Source organism: Streptomyces sp. CB02923 (assembly GCF_001905005.1).
Lineage (GTDB): Bacteria > Actinomycetota > Actinomycetes > Streptomycetales > Streptomycetaceae > Streptomyces.
In genome coordinates this window covers 209,857-232,685 of record NZ_LWKZ01000026.1, presented here as the reverse complement: position 1 = coordinate 232,685, position 22,829 = coordinate 209,857, and the positions used below count along the sequence as shown (strand labels likewise).

Here is a 22,829-nt window from a genome sequence, read left to right as displayed (position 1 = left end):
TCCCGCGACGCCCCTGGCCCCGGGCCCCCGCCGGAAATCCTGATGCGGGCGGGGCGGCTGACGGCGGACACTGGGGCCATGGACCAGAGACGGCGGATCGTGCAACTGGTCGGCGACGTCCTCGGTTCCGCGGCCATCGGTGCCTACCTCCACGGCTCCTCCGTGCTCGGCGGCCTCCGGCCCGCCAGCGATGTGGACGTCCTCGTGGTCTCCCGGCGGCGCATGGACGACCAGGAACGGCGCACCCTCCTCGAAGGACTGCGCGACCTCTCCGGTTTCACGGACGGAGCCCGCCCGGTCGAACTCACCGTCGTCGTCCAGGACGAGATCCGTCCGTGGAGGTACCCGCCGACCGGCGACTTCCTCTACGGCGAATGGCTGCGCGACGCGTACGCCGTCGGCGGGCCCCCTCAACCGGAGCCGATGCCCGATCTGGCCCTGCTCGTCACCATGACGCTGGCCGGCGACCATCCGCTCGCGGGCCCGCCCCCGGCACAGGTCCTCGACCCCGTCCCGTGGGCGGACCTCGTACGGGCGAGTGTCGAGGGAATCCCCGGCCTGCTGGACGACGTGGACGACGACACCCGCAATGTCGTACTGACCCTCGCGCGCGTCTGGACCACCCTGGCCACCGGCCGGATCACGTCGAAGGACGCCGCCGCCGACTGGGCCCTCGCCCGGCTCCCGCCCCGGCACCGCCCCGTCCTGCGCCACGCCAGGGAGCTGTACCTCCACCGCCGGTACTCCGAAGAGACCTGGAACGACGAGCTGAGGACGCTGGTACGCCCGCACGTGGACCACGTGCTCGCCGAGATCGGACGGCTATCGGACGGCTGTCGCCCCGCGGCGTCCCACCGATGCGATCATGACGCGTGATGAATGAAGACACCGACCTCGGCGGAGGCGAATCCGGCGGAGAGCCGGCAGCAGCCGACTGGCCGGACATACCGGGCGATACCGCATTCACCATCAGAGTCCCCGAAGCCGACCCGCTGGTCCGCGCCGCATTCCCCGCTCACGTGACCGTCCTGTACCCGTTCCTCCACGAGAGCCGCATCGACACCGCGACCCACCACGCACTGACCGGCCTCTTCGCCGGACACGACGCCTTCACCCTGGCCTTCGACGCGTTCGACCGCTACCCCGGCGTGCTCTACCTCGCCCCCTGGCCCCACGCCCCGGTCACCGCGCTGACCAAGGACCTCACCCGGCGCTGGCCGGAAGCGGTGCCCTACCGCGGAATATTCGGCGCGGGGCTCGCCCCACACCTGACGGTCGCGAACGACGAGGGCCCCGCCACCCAGGATGCCGCGTACGGCGCGTTGCAGGCCGAACTGGCGCCCGCGCTGCCACTGAGCTGCCACGTCGACGCGGTCCAGCTCATCGTCTGGGACGGCCGCCGCTGGCAGGACCGGGCGGAGTACCGCCTGGCCCCGCGCTCCTGAGCACGCGGCGGCCTGTCCGCCCGCTCGCGGCCGGACGCACCGTGTCGCTTGACCTTGTCGCAGCGACAACGTTTCTACTGAAGCCATGCGTATCGGAGAGCTCGCCGGCGTCGTCGGCATCACCACCCGTGCCGTACGGCACTACCACCGCACCGGGCTGCTGCCCGAGCCGCCGCGGCAGCCCAACGGTTACCGCGAGTACTCGCTCCGTGACGCCGTCGAGCTGGCCCGGATCCGCCGACTGACCGAGCTGGGACTGAGCCTGGACGAGGTCAAGGACGTACTGGCGGACGACGCGGGCAAGGACCTCCTCGACATCCTCACCGAACTGGACGCCGACCTGGCACGCCAGGAGGAAGCCATCCGGCAGCGCCGCGCCCGCCTGGCCCGGCTCTTCGAACAGGCCGAGCGGACCGGCCGGCTTCCGGACGAGGCCCCCGTCTCACCCGAGCTCGCGGCCCTCTTCGACGACATGGCCCGCACCTCGGCACAGGTACCCGGCCCGGAGCCGGTGATGGCGGCCAAGGAACGGCAGCTGCTCGCCCTGCTGGAGACCGGCTCGCCGGGCGGCGACCGCGGATGGCTCGACGCCCTGATGCAGAGCTTCCGGGCCGACCCGGAGGCCATGCGGCGTGCGTACGCGGTCTATGCCCAGGTGGACGAACTGGCCGAGGCGGCCGAGGCCGATCCGCGGGTGGAGCGGACCGCCCGCGCCATCGACGCCGCCGTCCCGGACGAAGCGGTGCAGACGATGATGCTCCTCGACGACACCGACCGCGACGCCGACGCGGTGGAGGGCGGAGGTTTCGCGGAGGCCTTCTTCGCGGACTTCACCCCCGCCCAGGCCGCGGCCGTGCGCCGCGCCATCGAACTGCTCAGGGAGCGTGCCGGGTGAAGACGCTGAGAAAGGCCGTGCGCTGGTCCTTCGCCGTGCTCTTCCCCGGCGAGCTGGTGCTCTTCCTGTGTGTGGCCGGCGGGGTACGGATACCCCCGGCCGTCCGGCTGGCGACGGAGTCGGCCGTGCTCGCGCTCGCGGTCGCGTCGGCAACCCTGGTCTCCCTGGCCCATCGCCACCACCGCCGCGACGGACTCGACCGCCGCTCCGCCTTCCGCGCCGCGGTCACCGACACCGTCCCGGCGCCCGTACGCAAGCTGACCGCCCACGAAATCTTCCTCTCCACCAGCTTCCTGCGCTGGGTGACCCGACGACCTCCGCACGGGGTACGCGACGGCGACCTCCCCGTCCCGTACGCCCCGGGACAGACGGCCACCATGTACGGCTTCCTCTTCGTCTGCGTCGTCGAGACCGTGGGCTTCGCCTTCCTGATCCCGTGGCCGGTGGTGCACCTGGTGACTCTCGTCCTCGACATCTGGGGCTGCTACTTCGTCATCGCCCTGCACGCCTCCTGCGTGGTGCGCCCGCACGTGATCGGAGCCGACGGCTCGCTGCGCCTGCGCTACGGCGCCCTGCTGGACATCCGCATCCCCGCCGACCGCATCGCCTCCGTCCGCCTGGACCGGAAATTCCCGGACGGCAAGCTGGCGGTCGTCGACGCGAACGGCGTCGCCGACATGGCCGTGGCCGGTCAGACGACGGTCCTCGTCGAGCTGACCGAGCCAGTGCGCTACGTCCGCGCCCTGGGCCGGCCCGCCGAGGCCCGCGCCTTCCGCTTCTACGCCGACGACCCGGCACCCGCCGTCGCCGCGCTGAGAGCCGGAGCCATGGCCGGTGACCGGTGACAACCGCTGACCGGTGATCGGTGGCCGCTCGTGCGGAGCTGCCGGTCGGTGCTTCTAGAGGCCGAGATCCAGAGCCAGGCACGAGAAGTGCTTCCACGACCCTTCGGGGGAGTACGCGTTCTGCGCGCGGCTCTCCGGTGAAGCCTTCTCCGTGACCATGTCCTCGTACGGGACGCGCTCGGGCAGCTTGCCGAACTTCGCGTGCCGGGCCGCTGCCGTGCCGTCCGTCGAGTGTTCGGTATTCGCCTGTTCGGTATTCACCGTCAACCTCCGCAGGTTGTGGCCGATGTCGGTCAGGGGGCGGTGCTGGTGTGCGCCGGTGTGGCGGTCGCGGTACGAGGCGCCATTGCCGGGCGTGAGGCGCCATCGCCGGGCGTGGCGACGGGCCCGCCATGTCGCCACGGGCGAGTGCGCGATGACTCTGACAGTGCGATGACTCTGACAGGCCGGGCGTCACCAGTCAAGGCGGTGACGCATGCGGGGTGTGGCTGGGGGAGCGGGGCCGGGAGTGCCTGGTACGGCGTGAGTCAACGCCCTCCGGCCCGGCGCCGGTTCACCAGCTGACCGGCAGAGCTGTGGGGCGGAGTACGGCGCTGTCGCGTGTCCAGGGAATCCGGTCGGCGGGCACGGCCAGGCGCAGGGTTTCCAGATGCGGAAGCAGGGCGTGCAGGGCGGCTTGGGCCTGGAGCCGGGCCAGATGGGTGCCGGGGCAGCGGTTGGGCCCGTGTCCGAAGCTGGGCTGGGGCCCCGGGGGGCGGTCCAGGTCGATGCGGTCGGGGTCGGGGAAGGCCGCGGGGTCGAAGCAGGCGGTGTCGGGGTTGACGAGGACGAGTTCGTCGCGGCGCACCGGCACGCCGCCGATCGTGGTCGCGTGGCGGGCGACGCGCGCCAGGCCGTCCCCGACCAGCGCACTGCGACGCAGGAGTTCCTCGACCCCGGGGGACCAGCCCGGGGTCGGAGCGCAGGCGCCGGACCAGGCCGGAGCGTTGCAGTAGCACCAGGCCGGCGGTGCCGAGAATGGCCATCGGGTTGCCGACGGCACCCACGACCAGCACGCTCAGGACGAGGGCGAGGTGGGACTCGGTCAGCCGTTGCCGCTGGTCGTTGATGCGGGTCAGGCGGGCCAGCAGCCCGAGCGGGTCGGTGCGGGGGTGGCGCATACGGTGCAGCAAGAGGCCGTTGACGTCCCCCGCGGCCTGCTTGACGGCGTCCTGGGCGGGCTGGTGCCGTCCGACAGCGGGGGTGTTGAGGACCAGGTCACGCTCCACGCAGTCGGCCAGGAACGGGGCGTCCTGTTCGGGGATGCCCAGCAGGCGGCAGGTGGTGCGGGAGGCCAGCGGAACGGCGAAGTGCGACCACAGGTCCGCGGGCGGGCCGCGCTGCATGAGGGCGGCCAACAGGCCCCGGGCCGTGGTGTGCAGCCAGGCGGCGGTGACTTCTGTATGGGTGGGTCCCAGGGCCCGCAGCAGTTCCGGCAGCAGGCCGGCCTGTCGGCACAGGCCGCGGAAACCGGTCACCCACGAGGGGATGCCGGGGAAGTCCTGGTGGGCAATCCCGGGGCGGGAGGTGCGCACCAGGCTGAGGCGGGGATCTTCCAGGATCTGGCGCGTCGGGGCGTAGCCGGTGACCAGCCAGGCCCGGTGGCCGCTGTTGGTCCGCACCGGGCACACTGGCTTCTGCCCGATCAGCTGGTGCAGTTCGGGTGCCAGCCGGTCGCCACGGTGGCCCGCGAATGGGTAGCGCATCATGGCATCACGAGTTCTCTTTCACGCATATCGGGCTCCCGATGAGCAGGTGGCCAGGCCGGACCGGGACGGACGCGGAACGTGCGACGCTCCGGCCGCGTTTTTCCTTTGCCCGCCCCGGCGGATGCCCTTTCCATAAACCACCGGGAAGGACGGCGCGGAAGCCCCGACTGCCGCTCCCGCACACCGAGCGCACTCCCGCCCACTCGCTTTTGTCCCGACGCCACCGCCTGTTCCAGCGCAGCTGTTTTCCGCGGCGCGTTCATCAGAACGCATGGTTTACGCGCTCGGACCAATTCGCCCGCCTGCGGCCCGGGGAGGTATTCCTGCCCAGTACCACTCACGGCCCCGCCCTCTTCTCCCGGCGTCTCCCCTTTCCCCGCAATGGCGCTTTCCTCGAAGTGGGCTGCGGTACGGGCGTCACGGCCGTGCACGCGGCGCGGGCCGGATGCGCGGACGTGCTGGCGGTGGACGTGGAACCGCAGGCGGTCGCCACCACGTTGCGCAACGCCCGACGGCACGACGCACCGCAGCTACGGGCCAAGGCCGGCGATGTCTTCGGCGCCCTCGGTCCGCGGGACGGCCCGTTCGACCTCACTACCTCGCGGGCGCCCGCGGCCGGCTGTTCCTGGGGCTGGGAAGCATCTCGGACGGAGACGCACTGCACACCATCGCCGCAACACACGGCTTCCGGGCCCGTATCACGGACCGCGGCCAGGGGGAACCGGACGACGACATCGAACACCACCTGTATGAACTGGAGTCCGCCGCCCCCGATTCCCTTGGAGGGTGAACCGACACCGACAGGCATTCAGCGCGGCCTGTCTGCTGCGGTTTTCGCCGAGTCGGTACGTGGCCGACGTCAGCCCTCGCCCGGAGCGCACGCCTCGTTCGGCAGCCGGGGGGCGTTCTTCTTGCGTGCGCGGTAGGCGGCAGCCTTGATCTTGTTGCCGCAGGACTCCATGCCGCACCAGTGCCGCCGCGCGCCCCGGGAGCGGTCGATGTAGACCCGGGTGCATTCGGGGTTTTCGCATTCCTTGAGCAGCGGTACGTCCGGTCCGCTCAGCAGCTCCACCGCCTGGCGGGCCACGGCGGCCAGCGCTTCCCCGGAGGTGGCGTCGGTCCGGCGCCCGTCGCGCGTGAGCTGCGGGGCCGCCGCGGGCCTGCGGGCAGCTTCGTTGAGTACGTCCAAGGCGCGAGCGCCGAACGCCGCACCGAGGCGACGCGCCGTGATCAGCTCGTAGACCGCTTCCCGTACCGCCTTCGCGCGCTCGACGTCGGACGGCCGGGCGGGCGTCACGGAGTCCACGATCCCGGACTCCAGATACCACGCGTCCAGCCGCTCCGGCGCCGCGAACATCTCGAAGCGCACGGAGCGCCGGGCGCGGAGCGTCGCGGCGAAGTCGAGGGCGGGAGCTCCGCAGACGAAGGCGTGGTCGGGATTCACAGTCACCATTCTGACGGGTGACTCTGACGAGCGGCAAGGCACGTCACCCGGGGGAGGGCGGATGCGCCGCCGTCCCGGGCCCGGACCGTGGCTGTCCAGTAGGCCCATCCGTACGCGCCCGGCCGCGGCTCAGGTGCAGTCGGCGGCCGGTCCACCGGCTGCGCAGCCACCGGTCATGGCTGGCCACGACGATCGCGCCCGGCCCGCTGCCGAGGGCATCCTCCAGTTCGTCGCACAGGCGCGGGGACAGATGGTTCGTGGGCTCGTCGAGCAGCAGGAGTTGCGGCGGGCAGGCCACCAGGAGAGCGAGCGCGAGCCGACGGCGCTGGCCGACCGACAGCTGTCCCACCGGCTTGCCGAGATCCGTGGCGCCCAGCAGCCCCAGCGAACTCAGCGGTACCGCTTCCGCGCGCTCGGCACCCAGCACATGGGTGTAGGTGTCGTGCACCGCGCGGTCCGGGCGCTCGAAGACGGTGTCCTGGGTGAGCAGCCCCACGGACAGGTCCGGCCGCCTGCGGACCTCGCCCTCGCCCTCGCTCTCGGCGTCGAGCCGCCCGGCCAGCAGGGACAGCAGCGTCGACTTCCCTGCCCCGTTCTCTCCCGTGATCAGGAGCCGGTCGCCTGGCGGGATCTCCAGGTGCGCGAGGCACAGCCGACCGGGTACCCGTACGTCGCGCAGTGCGACGAGAGCGCTGCGCACCGGACCGCCGTGCACCGGACCGCTGTCCAGCGAACCGTTGTCCACCGGACCGTCGTTCACCCGGTCACTGTTCCCCCGGCCACTGTCCACCGGTCCGCCGTCCCGGGCCTGCGCGGACTCCTCCGTGGATGCGGCGGCGAGCGCGGTGGCGTGCAGTCGCAAGGGCCTGGGCGGTGCGCCGACCTGGGACCGCTCCAGTTCGGCGAGCCTGCGGGTGGCGTTGCGCACCCGCCGGGAGACCTGCTGCTGTACCCGGCCGGCCCGGTGGCCGTAGCCCATCTTCTCGTTGTCCCGTGGCCCGCGGTCCGGGGCGACACGACGCGCGGTCACCCCGGCCGAGCGGCGCAGCGCCTCCAGTTCCTCCTGCTCCTCCGTGTACTTCCGTTCCCAGCGCTCCCGCTCTGCCCGCTTCTCGGCCTGGTAGGCGCTGTAGTTGCCGCCGAAGCGCACAAGACCCTCCACGGCCGGGTCGAGGTCGATCAGATCCGTGCAGACGGCGTCGAGGAACGCCCGGTCGTGGCTGGCCGCCACGACGACCCCGGGCAGCTCCCGGATCCGGCCCTCCACGAAGGCGGCCGCTTCGTCGTCGAGATGGTTGGTCGGTTCGTCCAGCAGGAGCGCGGCGGGCCGGCGGACGAGCAGCGCGGCCAGGGCCAGCCGGCCGCGCTGCCCACCGGACAGCGAACCGAGCGTCCGTGCGTACGGGAAGCCGCCGAGGCCGAGTCCGCCGAGGACGATCGCGGCCCGCCGGTCGGCGTCCCAGGCCTCGCGTTCCTGGGCCTGTTCGAGCTGCTGCCCGTATGCGTCCAGGAGGCCGGCGTGCTCCGGCCGGTCGTCCGGGGTGTCGGCGAGCAGCCGGGTGAGCCGGTCGAGTTCGGCCAGGTCGGCGCGGGCCTCCCGGAGGGCGTCGTCCAGCACCCGGCCGATGGTCGTGGCACTGTCGAACGGCATCTCCTGTTGCAGAAAGCCGAGTTCGTACGGGCGGGTGACCTGGCCGGAGTCGGGTTCGTCCACTCCGGCGAGCAGGCGCAGCAGTGTCGACTTGCCGACGCCGTTCTCACCGATCAGGCCGACGCGCCGGCCGGGGGAGACGGTGAGGGAGACGCCGTCGAGGACCCGTCGGGTCCCCAGCGTACGAACGAGGTCATGGGCGAGCAGAGCAGGTCGGGTCATGGTGGTCCACCTGGTGTGAGCGCTGTACGCGGCCCGCCGGGACACCTGCCTCGGACGCGGGCCAGACCGTGTTCCGGCGTCTCACACCTCGGGGGCCGCCGTCTCCCTCAGCTCGCCGTCGGCCAGCCGCAGCCACCGGTCGACCCCGATCCGGGCGAGGAAGCGTTCGTCATGGCTGACCACGACGAACGCCCCCCGGTACGAGGCCAGCGCACTCTCCAGCTGCCCGGCGCTGACCAGGTCGAGGTTGTTCGTCGGCTCGTCCAGGAGCAAAAGCTGCGGCGCCGGTTCGGCGCACAGCACACACGCCAGCGTGGCGCGCAGCCGCTCGCCGCCGGACAGCACATGCACCGGCAGGTGCGCCCGGGGACCCCGGAAGAGGAAACGGGCGAGCAGGTTCATCCGTTCCGCCTCCGTACGGTGCGGAGCGGACGCGGCGAAGTTCTCGGCCACGGTCCGGTCGAGATCGAGCACGTCGAGGCGCTGCGACAGGTAGGCGATCCGGCTGTCGGCCCGCTTGATCTGCCCCGCGTCGGGTTCGAGTTCACCGTGGAGCAGACGCAGCAGCGTGGTCTTGCCGGAGCCGTTGGGGCCGGTCAGCGCGATGCGCTCGGGGCCCCGGACCGTCAGGTCGACTCCGTCGGCGGCGAACAGGGGCCGCCCGCCGTGGCTGACGTGCAGGCCCTCGCCGAGGAACAGGTTGCGCCCCGCCGGCACGTCGGTGTCGGGCAGGTCCAGCGTGATGCGCTGCTCGTCGCGCACGGCACGCCCCGCCTCGTCCAGGCGGGCCTTGGCCTCGCCGACCCGGGAGGCGTGCATCTGCCCGGCCCGCCCGGCCGACTCCTGGGCCCCGCGCTTCATGTTCCCGGCGAAGATGCGGGGGAGACCCGCGTTCTTGAGGTTGCGGGAGGCATTGCTCGCGCGGCGGTCGGCGCGCTCGCGGGCCTGCTGCAACTCCCGCTTCTCACGCTTGAGTTCCTGCTCGGCGTTGCGGACGTTCTTCTCGGCCGCCTCCTGCTCCGCCTGTACGGCTTCCTCGTACGCGGTGAAGTTGCCGCCGTACAGCCGCAGGGCGCCCGGGTCGAGTTCGGCGATGCGGTCCATGCGGTCGAGCAGCGCACGGTCGTGACTGACCAGGAGCAGACAGCCGTGCCAGTCCTCCAGCGCGTCGTAGAGCTTGTGGCGGGCGTCGAGGTCCAGGTTGTTCGTCGGCTCGTCGAGCAGCAGGACGTCAGGCCGCTTGAGCAACTGCGCGGCCAGGCCGAGCGAGACGATCTGGCCGCCGCTGAGCGTGCTCAGCCCGCGGTCGAGCGTCAGCTCCGTGAGACCGAGCCGGTCGAGCTGCGCCCGCGTGCGCTCCTCGATGTCCCAGTCGTCACCGATCGTCGCGAAGTGCGCCTCGCTCACGTCACCGGACTCCACGGCGTCCAGCGCGCGGATCACCTCGGCGACGCCCAGCACCTCGGCCACGGTGAGGCCGGCGGTGAGCGGCAGGCTCTGCGGCAGGTAGCCGAGCAGACCGGATACGGACACGGCCCCGGCGGCGGGCCGCAGTTCACCGGCGATCAGCTTGAGCAGGGTGCTCTTGCCGGAGCCGTTGGGCGCCACCAGGCCCGTGCGGCCGGAGCCCACGGTGAAGGACAGGTCCCGGAAGACAGGGGTGTCGTCGGGCCAGGTGAAGGACAGGTTCGAGCAGACGACGGAAGCGTCGGACATGGTGATACCTCGGAGAAACACCGCGGGCCCGGCAGACACCGGTGCCCGGAGAACGGGTGGGAGGGCACGACAAGGCAGCCACCACGGCGGTGCGTCCATGCACCGGCCGGCGGCCGTCAGCTCCGGGTATCACCCGGAGATGTCGTCGTCACCCGCCACAGCTGCGTCTCCTCGATCCGAGATCAGGTCACCGTCAGGCTAACACCCGTTCCTGGTTGCCGTGGTTCGCCACTCGTCCGCCGGGTCTGCCGAGTCCGTCGGGTCCAGCCGACCTGCCCGGTCCACCCGGTCCACCCGGCTCGCCCGGCCCGCCCGGCCCATGAAAGTGGACTTGTGGGTCCATTTTTGCCGTCCTACGCTGCGGGCAACCGGTATCCGCGGTGAATCCCTCCGCTACCCGCTACCCGCTACCCGATATCTGCTACCTGATAGCTGATATCTGATCCCCGCCACCCGTTGCCCATCGCCAAGAAAGGCATATCTCATGCGCGCGATTCACATCGACCGGCACGGCGGCCCCGAAGTGATGAACTGGACCGAATTCCCTGACCCGACTCCTGGAACAGGTGAGGTGCTCGTACGGCTCGCCGTCGCGGGAGTGAACTTCATGGATGTCGGGGCCCGGACGGCCGGTGGTCCCGGCTGGTCCGCTCCGACGGTTCTCGGAGTCGAGGGAATGGGGTACGTGACCGCCCTCGGTGACGGCGTGGAGGATTTCTCCCCGGGTGACCGCGTCGCCTGGTTCTACCACCCCGGCAGCTATGCCGAACTGCTCTCCATACCCGCGCGCTCGCTCGTCAGGATTCCTGACGAGGTGTCCGACGAAACCGCGGCCGCGGTGATGATGCAGGGCCTGACGGCCAACCACTTCACCACCGAGACGTACGCCATCAAGCCGGGTGACACCGCTGTCGTGCACGCCGCGGCCGGCGGCGTCGGTCTGCTGCTGACGCATATGGTCAAAGCCCGCGGCGGCCGGGTGATCGGACTGGTGTCCCAGGAGGAGAAGGCCGCTCCGGCGCGGGAAGCCGGAGCGGATCATGTGCTGGTCTCCAGCGGAGCCGGATTCGAGGACCAGGTCAAGGAGTTGACGGGAGGTGAGGGCGCCCACGTGGTGTACGACGGGGGCGGCACCTCGACGTTCCGCTCCTCGCAGCAGGCCCTGCGCCCGCACGGAGTCCACGCCTACTACGGACCCTTCATGGGCGTGCCGTCCATCGCCCCGACCGACCTCCCGCACAGCATCTTTCTGACGTACCCCGTGGTCCACCACCATGTGCCCACGCGCGAGGCCCTGGTCGAACGCAGTGCGGAGGTCTTCACCATGGTCCGCAAGGGGCAGCTCTCGCCGCGCATCGGAGGACGCTACGCGCTGCGGGACGCCGCACAGGCCCACGCCGACATCGAATCCCGCAGGACCACAGGCAAGCTCCTGCTCGTACCCTGACCCCCGAAGTCAGGCTTGATGCGCGCTCGTCCGGTGAGGCTGGCGTCCTCGCCGAAGGTCACGTCTCTCACGAAGTGCTGGGCCGGCCCCCTGCCCAAGATCCGAGCACCCATCAAGCCTGATCCTCCCGCCTCCCCCGGAAGGATCACTATCGGTACAGTCACGGCTTCCCCGGGTAATACGGACGGAATGCTGGGTTCCGGTCTCAATGGGATTCTAGGGAAAAACGGGTATCGCCAGTCATACGGTCGTCCTTGACTTCCGAAAGAGTCGAGGTGGTGACCATGCACGACCAGGGCCCGTTACAAGCCGAGACTTGGCCGATGCCTCGGACCTGCCCGTTCTCCCCGCCGCCGGACTACGCAGGTCTGCGCGAGCACCCCGGCCTGCCCAGGCTGACGGGCCCGAGCGGACGCACCGTGTTCGTTGCCGCACGCCATGAAGACGTCCGCGCTGTGCTCGGCGACGCCCGGTTCAGCTCCGACCGTTCGCACCCGGACTTCCCGTGGATGCGCGTCGGCGAGATCGTGTTCCCCGGCTTCCGGCCCTCGCTGATCGAGATGGACCCGCCCGAGCACGGCCCCGCCCGTCGTGCGGTCGCCGGCGAGTTCACCATCCGCCGCATGCGGGAACTGCGCCCCAAGGTCCAGTGCATCGTCGACGGTCTGCTCGACGATGTGCTGGCCGGCGCCGGGCCCGCCGACCTGGTGTCCGCGCTGGCCGTGCCGATGGCCGGTCTGGTGCTGTGCGAGCTGCTCGGCATCCCGACCGGTGACCGGCAGGAGTTCACCACCAACACCACGGTGCTGATAGCCCACGACTCCGCCGAAGCGGATCGCGCCGAGTCCTTCCGCTCTCTGACCGCGTATTTCGACGCGCTGTGCGCCACCAAGATGACCGAGCGGCCCGAGGACCTGCTGGGCAGGCTGGCGGGCCACCAGCTCTTCAGCGGTGACGAGAGCCGCTGGACCATGGTCGAACTGTGCATCCTCCTGGTCGTCGCGGGCCTGGAGACCACCGCCACGATGACCGCACTCGGGATCCTGGCTCTCCTCGAACACCCCGACCAACTCGCCTTCCTCACCGCCGACCCGGGCCTGACCCCGTCGGCGGTGGACGAACTGCTGAGGTTCTTCTCCGTCGCCGAGCTGTCCCTGATGCGCCGCGCCACGGCGGACGTCGAGATCGGCGGCACTCTGGTACGGAGGGGTGAGGGCGTCGCCGCCCTGTCCGCCGCCGCCAACCGTGACCCTGCGGCCTTCGCCGATCCGGACACGCTCGATGTCACCAGGGACAACCGCAGGCACCTGGCTTTCGGCTGGGGACCGCACCAATGCCTCGGCAAGAATCTGGCCCGGCTGGAGCTGCGCATCGTCCTCGACACGCTGTTCCGGCGCATCCCCACGCTCCGCCTGGCCACGCCACGCGATGAACTGCGCTTCGTCAACGGCTCCGGGTTCTCGGTATCGGCACTCCCGGTCACCTGGTGACGGAGACGAAAAGCGCCGGCCGCCAGTCATGCGTTTACCGAGTTGTGGCAGAGGTGGTTCGTTTGGAGTCGTCAGAATTGGGCACGGGGGTGGGCCGCGCCGCGTTTTCCGGAATGAAGACTTGCGGTTCTCGATGGGGTGGGTGTCTCGTTTTTGACGGGTAGTGGAATTCGGCGGGATCTGCTATGCGTCACGGTAGTGGTGAGAATGCTCGACGGCGGGCCGAAATTTCTGGTGAAAGCCCTAGGTTTTGGTCGGCTGGAGGTGTTGTGTGGAATGAGTCCGGGCGTTAATCATGTTGCGGCACCTCGATTTATCGGCGTTTGGTCGGATGGTCGCGAGTTCGGTGAATGATTTTGCGTCCATGGTGGCCGACACAGTCCAAACTGCTCTGGGAGGGCGTCGGATGCCGGGCGAACCGATTGCGATTGTGGGAATGGCGTGCCGCTACCCTGGCGGAATAGCCGCCCCGGAAGGGCTCTGGCAGGTGGCCAGGGACGGGGTCGACGCGATCGGCGAGTTACCGGACGACCGGGGCTGGGACCTGGCGGCCCTCTACGACCCCGACCCGGACCGGCCCGGTACCTCCTACGTCCGGCACGGCGGATTCCTCTACGACGCCGGCCATTTCGACGCCGAGTTCTTCGGGCTCTCCGCCCGCGAGGCGTTGACCACCGATCCGCAGCAGCGCCTCCTGCTCACGACGGCGTGGGAGGCCCTGGAGAACGCGGCCATCGATCCCACCTCGCTGCGGGGCAGCCGCACGGCCGTGTTCGCCGGCTCGATGATGCACGACTACGCGCCCCGGGTGCACACCGTCCCGGACGGGCTGGAGGGGTACCTGATCACCGGGAACACCGCCAGCGTGGTGTCCGGCCGAGTGGCCTACGTACTCGGCCTCACCGGCCCCGCGGTCACGGTGGACACCGGCTGCTCCTCGTCGCTTGTGACCACGCATCTCGCGGTGCAGTCGCTGCGTCTCGGCGAGTGTGACCTGGCTCTGTCCGGCGGGGTGACGGTGATGGCGACCCCGGAGATGTTCGTGGAGTTCTCGCGGCTGCGGGGCCTCGCCCCGGACGGCCGGTGCAAGCCGTTCTCCGCGACGGCGGACGGTACGGCCTGGTCCGAGGGCGTCGGAATGCTGGTACTGGAACGGCTCTCCGACGCCCTGCGCCACGGGCACACCGTACACGCGCTGGTGCGTGGCACCGCGGTCAACTCGGACGGGGCCTCCAACGGGCTCTCCGCACCCAGCGGGCCGGCTCAGGAACGGGTGCTGCGGGCGGCGCTGGCCGACGCCGGACTGTCCGGGGCGGACGTCGACGCGGTGGAGGCGCACGGCACGGGCACCGCGCTCGGCGACCCGATCGAGGCACGGGCGCTGCTGGCGGTGCACGGCCCGCAGCGGGCGCGCTCGCTGCTGGTGGGGTCGGTCAAGTCGAACATCGGGCACACGCAGGCCGCCGCCGGGGCGGCGGGCATCCTGAAGATGGTGCACGCCATGCGCGACGGCGTGCTGCCGCGCATCCTGCACCTGACCGAGCCCAGCCCGCACGTGGACTGGGAGACCGGCAGGGTCACCCCGCTCGCGGAGGACACGCCGTGGCCGGAGACCGGACTCCCGCGCCGGGCCGGGGTGTCCTCGTTCGGCATCAGCGGCACCAATGCCCACGTGATCCTGGAACAGGCGCCGGAACCCGCGCCCGCCGCGGCGCCGCGACCGGCGTCCGCGGTGCCGCTGCTGCTGTCCGCACGGACGGCGGAGGCACTGCGGGAGCAGGCCGGCCGGCTGGCCGAGCGGCTCCGCCCGGACCGGGTCGGCCTGCTGGACGCCGGATTCACGCTGGCGACCGGCCGGGCGGGGTTCGAGCACCGGGCCGCCGTCCTCGGCCGGGACCGGGGCTCGTTGGTGCACGGACTGGACGCGCTCGCCGAGGGCGGTTCGGCACCGGGCACGGTCGTCGGGTCCCCCTGCCGGGACGCCCGTCCGGTGCTGCTGTTCCCCGGCCAGGGCACGCAGTGGACCGGGATGGCCACGGAACTGCTGGAGTCCAGCCCGGTCTTCGCCGGGCACATGGCGGCCTGTCAGGACGCGATGGCGCCGTACGTGGACTGGAACCTGGGCGACGTGCTCACCGACGCGGACGCGCTGCTCCGGGTGGACGTGGTGCAGCCCGCGCTGTGGGCGGTCATGGTGTCGCTGGCCGGACTCTGGCGGGCACACGGGGTGCGGCCGGCCGCGGTGGTGGGCCACTCCCAGGGCGAGATCGCGGCCGCGACCGTGGCCGGAGCGCTGTCCCTGGACGACGGGGCGCGGATCGTCACGCTGCGCAGCCGGGCCTTGCGGGCGCTCTCCGGCACGGGCCGGATGCTGTCGGTGGGGCTGCCGAGAGCGGCGGTCGAGGAGTCGATGGCCCCCTGGGGCGAGGATCTCTCGGTGGCCGCGGTCAACGGGCCGCGCGCGACGGTGGTTTCGGGCGCCGTCGAGGCGGTCGAGCAGTTCGCCGCCGCGCTGGTCGCCGAGGACATCCGGGCGAGCCTGCTGCCGGTGGACTACGCCTCGCATTCGGCGCAGGTCGAACTGCTGCGTGCGGAGCTGCGCGAACTGCTGGCGCCGGTGACTCCGATGGCGGCCGAGGTTCCCTTCCACTCGACCGTGACCGGCGGTCCGGTGGACACCACCGGGCTGGACGCGGACTACTGGTACCGCAACCTGCGCGCCACGGTCGAGTTCGAGGCGACGGTGCGCGGGCTGGTCGCCGCCGGGCACACCACGTTCCTGGAGTCGAGCCCGCATCCGGTGCTCGCCGGCGGCGTGCGGCAGATCCTCGGTGACCACGAGGAGGACCACGACGGGGCCGGCGTGGCGCTGGAGACCCTGAAGCGGGACGACGGTGGTGCCGACCGCTTCCTGCTGGCGGTGGCCGAGGCAGCCGTACACGGTGTGGACGTGCACTGGAACGGGCTGTTCGACGGCGCCCGGCGTGTGGAACTGCCGACCTACCCGTTCCGCGAGCAGCGGTACTGGATGCTGCCCACCGCCGCCTCCGGGCCCGTCGCCGGGCATCCGATGCTGGACTCGGTGGTCCAGCTCGCGGGCGGTGGCCTGGTCGCCACCTGCCGGCTCTCCCTCACCCGGCACCCCTGGCTGGCCGAGCACGAGGTGCGCGGCACCGTGCTGCTGCCCGGGGCCGCGTTCGTCGAACTGGCGCTGCACGCGGGTGAGCGGGCGGGGCTGCCGATGCTGGACGAACTGGTGCTGGAGAGCCCGCTGGTGCTGTCCGAGCGGGGCGAGACCGAGTTGCAGATCGCGATCGGCGAGACGGATCCGGGCACGCTGGCGATGTACGGCCGGTCCGCGCCGGACGCGCCGTGGACCCGGTACGCGACCGGGACGCTCCGGGCCGCGGGGCCCGGCGGCGCGCCCCTGACGGAGTGGCCGCCGGCCGGTGCCGAGGAGATCGACCTCGACGGCGCGTACGCACAGCTCGACGAGCGGGGTTACGAGTACGGGCCGGCCTTCCAGGGGCTGCGGCGGGCCTGGCGGCTCGGCGCGGAGCGCTGGGCCGAGGTCGAGCTGCCGGTCGATCCCGGGCGGTTCGGCCTGCACCCGGCCCTGCTCGACGCCGCGTTGCACCCGCTGCTGCTGGATGCGGGGGACGAGCCGGTGAGGCTGCCGTTCTCCTGGAGCGGGGTCGCACTCCACGCGGTCGGGGCCACGGCATTGCGGGTGCGGCTGACTCCGCAGGGCAACGACTCGTACGCCGTGGCGCTCGCCGACGCGGCGGGGGAAGCGGTGGCCACGGTCAGCGCGCTCACGCTCCGGCCCGTGGGGCCCGTACGGCCGGGGACGGCGGGCGTGGACCGGGCGCTGCACCGGCTGGACTGGGTGCCGGTCGCGCGGCGGCCCGCCCCGGCGATCGTGGACGCGCCGATCGTGGACGCGGCCGGGCCCGAGGAAGCACTGGCGCGGGTCCGCGAGTTCTTGGACACCGACGACGAGACGGCGACGGGCGGGCCCCTGATCGTGCGGACCCGTGGCGCGGTCGCGATCACCCCGGAGGAGGACCAGGACCCCGACGCCGCGGCGGTCTGGGGCCTGGTCCGCACGGCACGCACCGAACATCCCGGCCGGTTCGTGCTGGTCGACCTGGAGCGCCCCGGCGACCCCGAGGAGGACGGCTCCGAGGAGGACGGCTCCGCCCTGGAGCAGGCGTTGGGCACCGGTGAGCCGGAGATCGCCATCCGGGGCGGGCAGGCGTTCGCGCCGCGACTGGCCAGGGTGACGCGGACGGGGGACCGGCCCGCCCTCGCCGGAGGCACGGTGCTGATCACCGGCGGGACCGGCGTACTCGGCCGGGAGCTGGCCCGGCACCTGGTCACCGAGCACGGGGTGCGGCACCTGGTGCTGGCGGGGCGGCGGGGCGGCACGGCGGCGCTCGGTCTTGAGGACCTGACCGGCACCGCCGAGATCACGGTCGTCGCATGCGACGTCGCCGACCGGGCCGCCCTCGCCGAACTGCTCGCGGCGATCCCCGCGCAGCACCCGCTGACCGCGGTGATCCACGCCGCCGGGGTGCTGGACGACGGCACGGTGCGCTCCCTCACCGCCGAACGGCTGCACGCGGTGCTGCGACCGAAAGTCGAAGGTGCGCGCAACCTGCACGAACTGACCGCACACCTCGACCTCGCCGCGTTCGTGCTGTTCTCCTCCGTAGCCGGTGTCCTCGGCACGCCGGGGCAGGCGAATTACGCGGCCGCCAACGCGTGGCTGGACGGGCTGGCGCAGCACCGCCGCTCGCGGGGACTGCCCGCTTCGTCGATGGCGTGGGGACTTTGGGCGCAGGACACCGGCATGACCGGGCGGCTGGGCGACACCGACCGGGCCCGGCTGCGGCGCACCGGGCTCGTGCCGATGTCCCGCGAACACGGGCTCGCACTGTTCGACGCGGCACTGGGCACCGGCCTGGCGTGCACCGTGCCCGCCCGTTTCGACCTGGCCGGCGTGCGTGCGGCAGGCCCGGAGCGGGCACCGGTGTGGGCCGGGCTGCTCGGCGTCCGGCGGAGCGCGGCCCGGCCGGCCGCCGTGGCCGCGGCGCCCGTGTTCGTCTCCGGTGGCGAGCGGCCGGTGCTCGATCTCGTGCTGGCCACGGTGGGCTCCGTGCTCGGCGTGGAGCGCCGGGTGGACCCGGCGCGGGCGTTCCGCGACATCGGCTTCGACTCGCTGTCCGGGGTGGAGCTGCGTAACCGGCTCACCGCCGCGACCGGGGTGCGGCTCTCCGCGACCGCGGTGTTCGACCACCCCACCCCCACGGCCCTGGCCGGGTACCTGTCCGGGCAGCTCCCCACCGCGTCACCCGGCGGCCGGACACCGGCCGCCGGGCCCGGCACGTACGACATGGACGACCCGGTGGTGCTGGTCGGCGCGAGCTGCCGCCTTCCCGGCGGGGTGTCCACCACGGACGAGCTGTGGGCGCTGCTGGCCGCCGGGCGGGACGCGATCACCGAATTCCCGGCAGACCGCGGCTGGAACCTGGACGAGATCTACCACCCGGAGCCGGGCCGCGGCGGGCGCAGCTACGTACGGCACGGCGGCTTCCTGGACGGGATCGCCGAGTTCGACAACGGCTTCTTCGGCGTCGCCCCGGCCGAGGCGGTCTCGATGGACCCGCAGCAGCGCATCCTGCTGGAACTGGCCTGGCACGCGCTGGAAGACGCCGGGATCGACCCGACCGCGTTACGGGGCACCCGCACCGGTGTCTACCTCGGGCTGATGGGCAACGACTACGCGCGCCACGCGCACCGGACGCCCGAGGACCTCACCGGCGACGTGTCGATCGGCAACGCGGGCAGCGTCGCATCGGGGCGGCTGGCCTACACGTTCGGCTTCCACGGCCCGGCGATCACGGTGGACACGGCGTGTTCCTCCGCGCTGGTGGCGATGCACCAGGCCGCGCAGGCGCTGCGGGCCGGTGAGTGCACGGTCGCGCTGGCGGGTGGCATCACGGTGCTCACCACGCCGACGCTGTTCGTGGAGTTCTCCCAGGTGGGGGTGCTCGCTCCGGACGGCCGGTGCAAACCGTTCGACGCGGCCGCGGAGGGCACCGCGTGGAGCGAGGGCGCCGGCCTGCTGGTGATGGAGCGGCTTTCCACCGCGCGTGAACGGGGCCACCGGGTGCTCGCCGTGCTGCGCGGCTCGGCACTCAACTCCGACGGCGCGTCCAACGGGCTGACCGCGCCGAGCGGATCGGCCCAGCAGCGGGTGATCCGGGACGCGCTGGCCGTCGCGGGCCTGGCGCCCGACGAGGTGGACGCGGTGGAGGCGCACGGCACCGGCACCCCGCTCGGCGACCCGATCGAGGCCACCGCGCTGCTGGCGACCTACGGGCAGGACCGGGCGCGGCCCGTGCTGGTCGGGTCCGCGAAGTCCAACCTCGGGCACACCCAGGCCGCGGCGGGCGTGGCGGGTGTGCTCAAGATGGTGCTGGCCATGCGCCACGGCCGGTTGCCCCAGACCCTGCACTTGAATGCCCCGAGCCCGCACGTGAACTGGGACGACGGCGCGGTGCGGTTGCTGGACGAGCCGATGGACTGGCCGCGCGTGGGCCGTCCGCGCCGGGCGGCGGTGTCCTCGTTCAGCCTCAGCGGCACCAACGCGCACGTGATCCTGGAGGAACCCGAGCCCGAGCCCGAACCGGAGCCGACGGCCGCCGCGGCTCCGCCGCTGATCCCGTGGGTGCTCTCCGCGGCCACCCCGGAGGCGCTGCCCGCGCAGGCCGAGGCCCTGCTCCGCCGGCTGACCGACGAGGACGGGAACGGCTCGCCGTCCGCGCTGGACGTGGCGTACTCGCTGGCCACCACGCGGGCCCGGCTGCGTGCCCGTACCGTCGTGCTCGGCACGGACACCGGCGAGCTGACCGCCGCGCTGCGAGCCGGGACCGGCAGTACCGGAGTGACGGCCGACGGCGCGACCGCGTTCCTGTTCCCCGGCCAGGGCGTGCAGTACGCGGCCATGGCCACGTCGCTCAGCGACCGGGTACCGGTGTTCGCGGCGGCCCTCCAGGAGATCGCCGCCGAGCTGGACCCGCTGCTGGACCGGCCGCTCGCCGAGATCCTCCGGGACGGCCCCGGCGAACGCACCGACCATGCGCAGGCCGCGGTGTTCGCGGTTCAGGTGGCGGTGTTCCGGCTGCTCACCACGCTGGGGGTGCGGCCGGACGCGGTGGCCGGGCACTCGGTCGGCGAACTCGCCGCAGCGCACGCCGCGGGCGTGTTCTCGCTGGCCGACGCCTGCGCACTGGTGGCCGCGCGCGGGCGGCTGATGCACGAACTCGGCGGCGAGGGCGCGATGGTGGCGGTCCAGATACCGGAAGCCGACGTGCCGGAACTGCTGCGCGGCCGCGAGGACCGGGTGGCGCTGGCCGCGGTGAACGGGCCCGCCTCCGTGGTGCTCGCCGGGGACGCGGACGCGGTGCGGGAGATCTCGCAGCGGGTGACCCACGCGCACCGCCTGACGGTGCGGCACGCGTTCCACTCCCACCACATGGACCCGGTCCTGGACCCCTTCCGGGAGGTGCTGGCCAAACTGGACTTCCGGACACCGGCGATTCCGTTCGTGTCCTCCGTGACCGGCGCACGGGTCACCGAAGAGCTTCGTGACCCGGAGTACTGGGTCCGGCATGCGCGGGAACCGGTGCGCTTCCACGACTGCCTGCGCGCTCTGGACACGGCGGGCACCAGCACCTACCTGGAGCTGGGACCGGGCGCGACGCTCAGCGCGCTCGGCCAGGAGGCGCTGGGCGGGGACGGTTTCCTGCCGGTGCTACGGCAGGACGCCGACGAGGTGCACGGCCTGCTGACGGCGCTGGCGACCGCGTACACCCGAGGGGTCGACGTGGACTGGGCGGCCTGGTGCGCAGGCGGGCGGGCGGTGCCACTGCCCGGCTACGCGTTCACCCGGCAACGGTTCTGGCTGCCCGACGACGACGGGGCTCCCGCCGACCCTCTGCTGCACGGTGTCGAGTGGCCGCTGCTGCCCGTCCCCGGCCCGGTCGCCGACGCGCCGGGGCCGTGGCTGGTGGTGGCCCCGCCGGGCGCGGACTGGGACCGGCTCACCGAGGACGTGGCGCGCGTGCTGGGCGAAGGGACCCGCACCGTGCGCGGCGACGCCGTGGACGGCGAGCACTGGGACCGGCTGCTGCCCGACCTGCCGGGCGGCGGCATCGTATCCCTCCTGGCGATGGCCGAGGGCCCGGACACCCCGCGGGTGCCGACCGGCCTGGCCGCCACCCTGGCGCTGCTGCGGGCGCTGCTGTCCAGAGGCGCGGATACGCCCCTGTGGTCGATCACCAGCGGCGCCGTGCGGGCCGACACGGCGGACACCGTGCCGAATCCGGAGCAGGCCGCCGTGTGCGGGCTGGTCAGGGTCGCGGGCATGGAAGCGCCCCGGCTGCACGGCGGCCTGGTGGACCTGCCGCCGCGACCGGCCGTGGAGGACCTGGCCGCGCTGCCCGCCGCGCTGGCTGCCAGAGACGAGATCGCGATCCGGGACGGGCGGCTGCACGCCAGGCGACTGGTCCCGGTGCCCCGCACCGAACCCGCCACGACGGAGCCCATCGGCACCGTGCTGATCACCGGGGGACTGGGCGGCATCGGCGCGCACGTCGCCCGCCGGCTGGCGGCCCGGGGCGCGGACCGCCTGCTGCTGGTCGGCCGCCGGGGCGTGGACACCCCTGGCGCGACGGAACTGCGCGCCGAACTCACCGCGCTGGGCACCGAGGTCGACATCGCCGACTGCGACGTGGCGGACCACGAGGCGCTGGCCGGGCTGCTCGCCGGGCGGTCGCTCACCGGTGTGGTGCACGCCGCCGGGGTGCTCGACGACGGGGTGCTGGAGGCGCTGTCCGAGGCCCGGCTGGCGCGTGTGTTCGTGGCGAAGGCGGATGGCGCGCGGTTCCTGCACGAGCTGACCGCCAGCCATCCGCTGCGCTTCTTCGTGCTGTGCTCCTCGCTGGCCGGTACCGCGGGCTCGCCGGGGCAGGGCAACTACGCCGCGGCCAACGCCGTGGTGGAAGCGCTGGCAGCCCACCGACAGGCCGCCGGCCTGCCCGCGACGAGCCTGGCCTGGGGCCCCTGGCTGGACACCGGGATGACCACGTCCTGGCCCGCCGGCCCGCAGTCGGACAGCGGCGCCACACCGATGCCCGCCGACCGGGCGCTGGACGCGCTGGAGCGGGCACTGTCCGGCGGTGCGGCGCAGTACGTGGCCGGTGCCGTGGACTGGCCGCGGTTCGCCGCCGCACGGCCAGGGCACCTGTGCTCCGGACTGCCGGGTGTGGGCGCGGACACCGGGCCCGAACCCGCGAGCGCGTTGCGGGAACAACTGGCGGCCACCGCGCCGGAGCGGCGGTCCTCGGTGCTGCTGGAGCTGGTCACCGCCCGGGTCGCCGTCGTTTCGGGCCGCCCGGCCGGAGACCTGGACGCGCACCGGCCGTTCAAGGAGCTGGGCCTGGACTCGCTGGCCGGGGTCCGGCTGCGCAACCTGCTCGGCGCGGACACCGGAGTGCCGCTGGCGGCCTCCGCGGTCTACGACCATCCCACCGCCGCCGCGCTGGCCCGGTACCTCGGCGACGCGCTCGGTGTCGACGAGGGCGACCCGGCCGAGCGGGTCGTGCTGGACCGCCTGCGGGAGCTGGAGGCGGCCCTGCTCCGGCGGCCTCCGTCCGCGCCCGTCCCCGAGGAGATCACCACGACTCTGCGGCGACTGCTGCGGAGCCAGGAAGACGGCACCGCCGAGGAGCGGGCCGCGGTGCCCGACCTGAGCGGCGCCACGGACGACGAGATGTTCACGCTGATCGACGGAGTGCTCGACGACGCGACATCGGACACCGGTCGCACTGCCGGCCGTGCCACGGAGAGGAGCTAGC

The 22,829-nt window shown here is 72.7% G+C and carries 14 protein-coding genes; 9 read left to right on the top strand and 5 right to left on the bottom strand.

Going from position 1 to position 22,829, the window contains the following annotated elements; genetic code table 11:
* Nucleotides 1-78: 78 nt before the first annotated feature.
* From A6A06_RS32705 to A6A06_RS32690, 4 genes are all read left to right on the top strand, one after another.
* A complete protein-coding gene (locus tag A6A06_RS32705) occupies nucleotides 79-876 on the top strand; it encodes an aminoglycoside adenylyltransferase family protein (RefSeq protein ID WP_073767137.1) in 798 nt (265 codons plus the stop codon).
* Nucleotides 876-1,445 carry a 2'-5' RNA ligase family protein gene (locus tag A6A06_RS32700; protein ID WP_073766408.1) on the top strand — a complete coding sequence of 190 codons (570 nt, stop codon included), beginning with the start codon at nucleotides 876-878 and terminating at the stop codon, nucleotides 1,443-1,445. The genes A6A06_RS32705 and A6A06_RS32700 overlap by 1 nt, the downstream gene beginning before the upstream one ends.
* Nucleotides 1,446-1,530: 85 nt before the next feature.
* Nucleotides 1,531-2,340, top strand: coding sequence for a MerR family transcriptional regulator (locus tag A6A06_RS32695; protein WP_073766407.1), 810 nt, complete (start codon nucleotides 1,531-1,533; stop codon nucleotides 2,338-2,340).
* Nucleotides 2,337-3,185, top strand: coding sequence for a hypothetical protein (locus A6A06_RS32690; RefSeq protein WP_073766406.1), 849 nt, complete (start codon nucleotides 2,337-2,339; stop codon nucleotides 3,183-3,185). The genes A6A06_RS32695 and A6A06_RS32690 overlap by 4 nt, the downstream gene beginning before the upstream one ends.
* A 54-nt stretch (nucleotides 3,186-3,239) precedes the next feature.
* Here the strand turns inward: A6A06_RS32690 and A6A06_RS32685 are convergent, their stop codons facing one another.
* Nucleotides 3,240-3,446 (bottom strand): hypothetical protein, encoded by a 207-nt coding sequence (locus tag A6A06_RS32685; protein ID WP_073766405.1) that lies wholly within the window; start codon nucleotides 3,444-3,446, stop codon nucleotides 3,240-3,242.
* A 292-nt stretch (nucleotides 3,447-3,738) separates the two neighbouring features.
* Nucleotides 3,739-4,227 carry a cytochrome P450 gene (locus A6A06_RS32680; RefSeq protein WP_073766404.1) on the bottom strand — a complete coding sequence of 163 codons (489 nt, stop codon included), beginning with the start codon at nucleotides 4,225-4,227 and terminating at the stop codon, nucleotides 3,739-3,741.
* 31 nt (nucleotides 4,228-4,258) lie between these two features.
* On the opposite strand from A6A06_RS32680, the gene A6A06_RS32675 reads away from it, so the two are divergent.
* Entirely contained in the window at nucleotides 4,259-4,975 is a 717-nt protein-coding gene (locus tag A6A06_RS32675; protein WP_073766403.1) for a hypothetical protein, read from the top strand.
* Nucleotides 4,918-5,859 (top strand): methyltransferase domain-containing protein, encoded by a 942-nt coding sequence (locus A6A06_RS44055; RefSeq protein WP_443333811.1) that lies wholly within the window; start codon nucleotides 4,918-4,920, stop codon nucleotides 5,857-5,859. Before A6A06_RS32675 ends, A6A06_RS44055 begins: the two co-directional genes overlap by 58 nt.
* On the opposite strand, the gene A6A06_RS32665 is transcribed toward A6A06_RS44055, so the two are convergent.
* The 3 genes from A6A06_RS32665 to abc-f all read right to left on the bottom strand — a co-directional run bounded on the left by A6A06_RS32665 (nucleotide 5,793) and on the right by abc-f (nucleotide 9,966).
* Nucleotides 5,793-6,377: a CGNR zinc finger domain-containing protein gene (locus A6A06_RS32665; RefSeq protein WP_073766401.1), complete on the bottom strand. Its 585-nt coding sequence runs from the start codon at nucleotides 6,375-6,377 to the stop codon at nucleotides 5,793-5,795. The genes A6A06_RS44055 and A6A06_RS32665 overlap by 67 nt on opposite strands.
* A gap of 43 nt (nucleotides 6,378-6,420) precedes the next feature.
* Nucleotides 6,421-8,250 carry an ABC-F family ATP-binding cassette domain-containing protein gene (locus A6A06_RS32660; protein WP_073766400.1) on the bottom strand — a complete coding sequence of 610 codons (1,830 nt, stop codon included), beginning with the start codon at nucleotides 8,248-8,250 and terminating at the stop codon, nucleotides 6,421-6,423.
* Nucleotides 8,251-8,331: 81 nt separating this feature from the next.
* Entirely contained in the window at nucleotides 8,332-9,966 is a 1,635-nt protein-coding gene (gene abc-f, locus A6A06_RS32655; RefSeq protein WP_073766398.1) for a ribosomal protection-like ABC-F family protein, read from the bottom strand.
* A 484-nt stretch (nucleotides 9,967-10,450) separates the two neighbouring features.
* On the opposite strand from abc-f, the gene A6A06_RS32650 reads away from it, so the two are divergent.
* From A6A06_RS32650 to A6A06_RS32640, 3 genes are all read left to right on the top strand, one after another.
* The gene (locus tag A6A06_RS32650) at nucleotides 10,451-11,413 is read left to right on the top strand and encodes a quinone oxidoreductase family protein (RefSeq protein WP_073766396.1); all 963 of its coding nucleotides are present in this window, start codon (nucleotides 10,451-10,453) and stop codon (nucleotides 11,411-11,413) included.
* Nucleotides 11,414-11,736: 323 nt separating this feature from the next.
* Nucleotides 11,737-12,903, top strand: a complete 1,167-nt coding sequence (locus A6A06_RS32645; RefSeq protein WP_199931325.1) for a cytochrome P450 — start codon at nucleotides 11,737-11,739, stop codon at nucleotides 12,901-12,903.
* A gap of 346 nt (nucleotides 12,904-13,249) precedes the next feature.
* Nucleotides 13,250-22,828 (top strand): SDR family NAD(P)-dependent oxidoreductase, encoded by a 9,579-nt coding sequence (locus A6A06_RS32640; protein ID WP_443333810.1) that lies wholly within the window; start codon nucleotides 13,250-13,252, stop codon nucleotides 22,826-22,828.
* The last annotated feature ends 1 nt before the right edge of the window (nucleotide 22,829 follow it).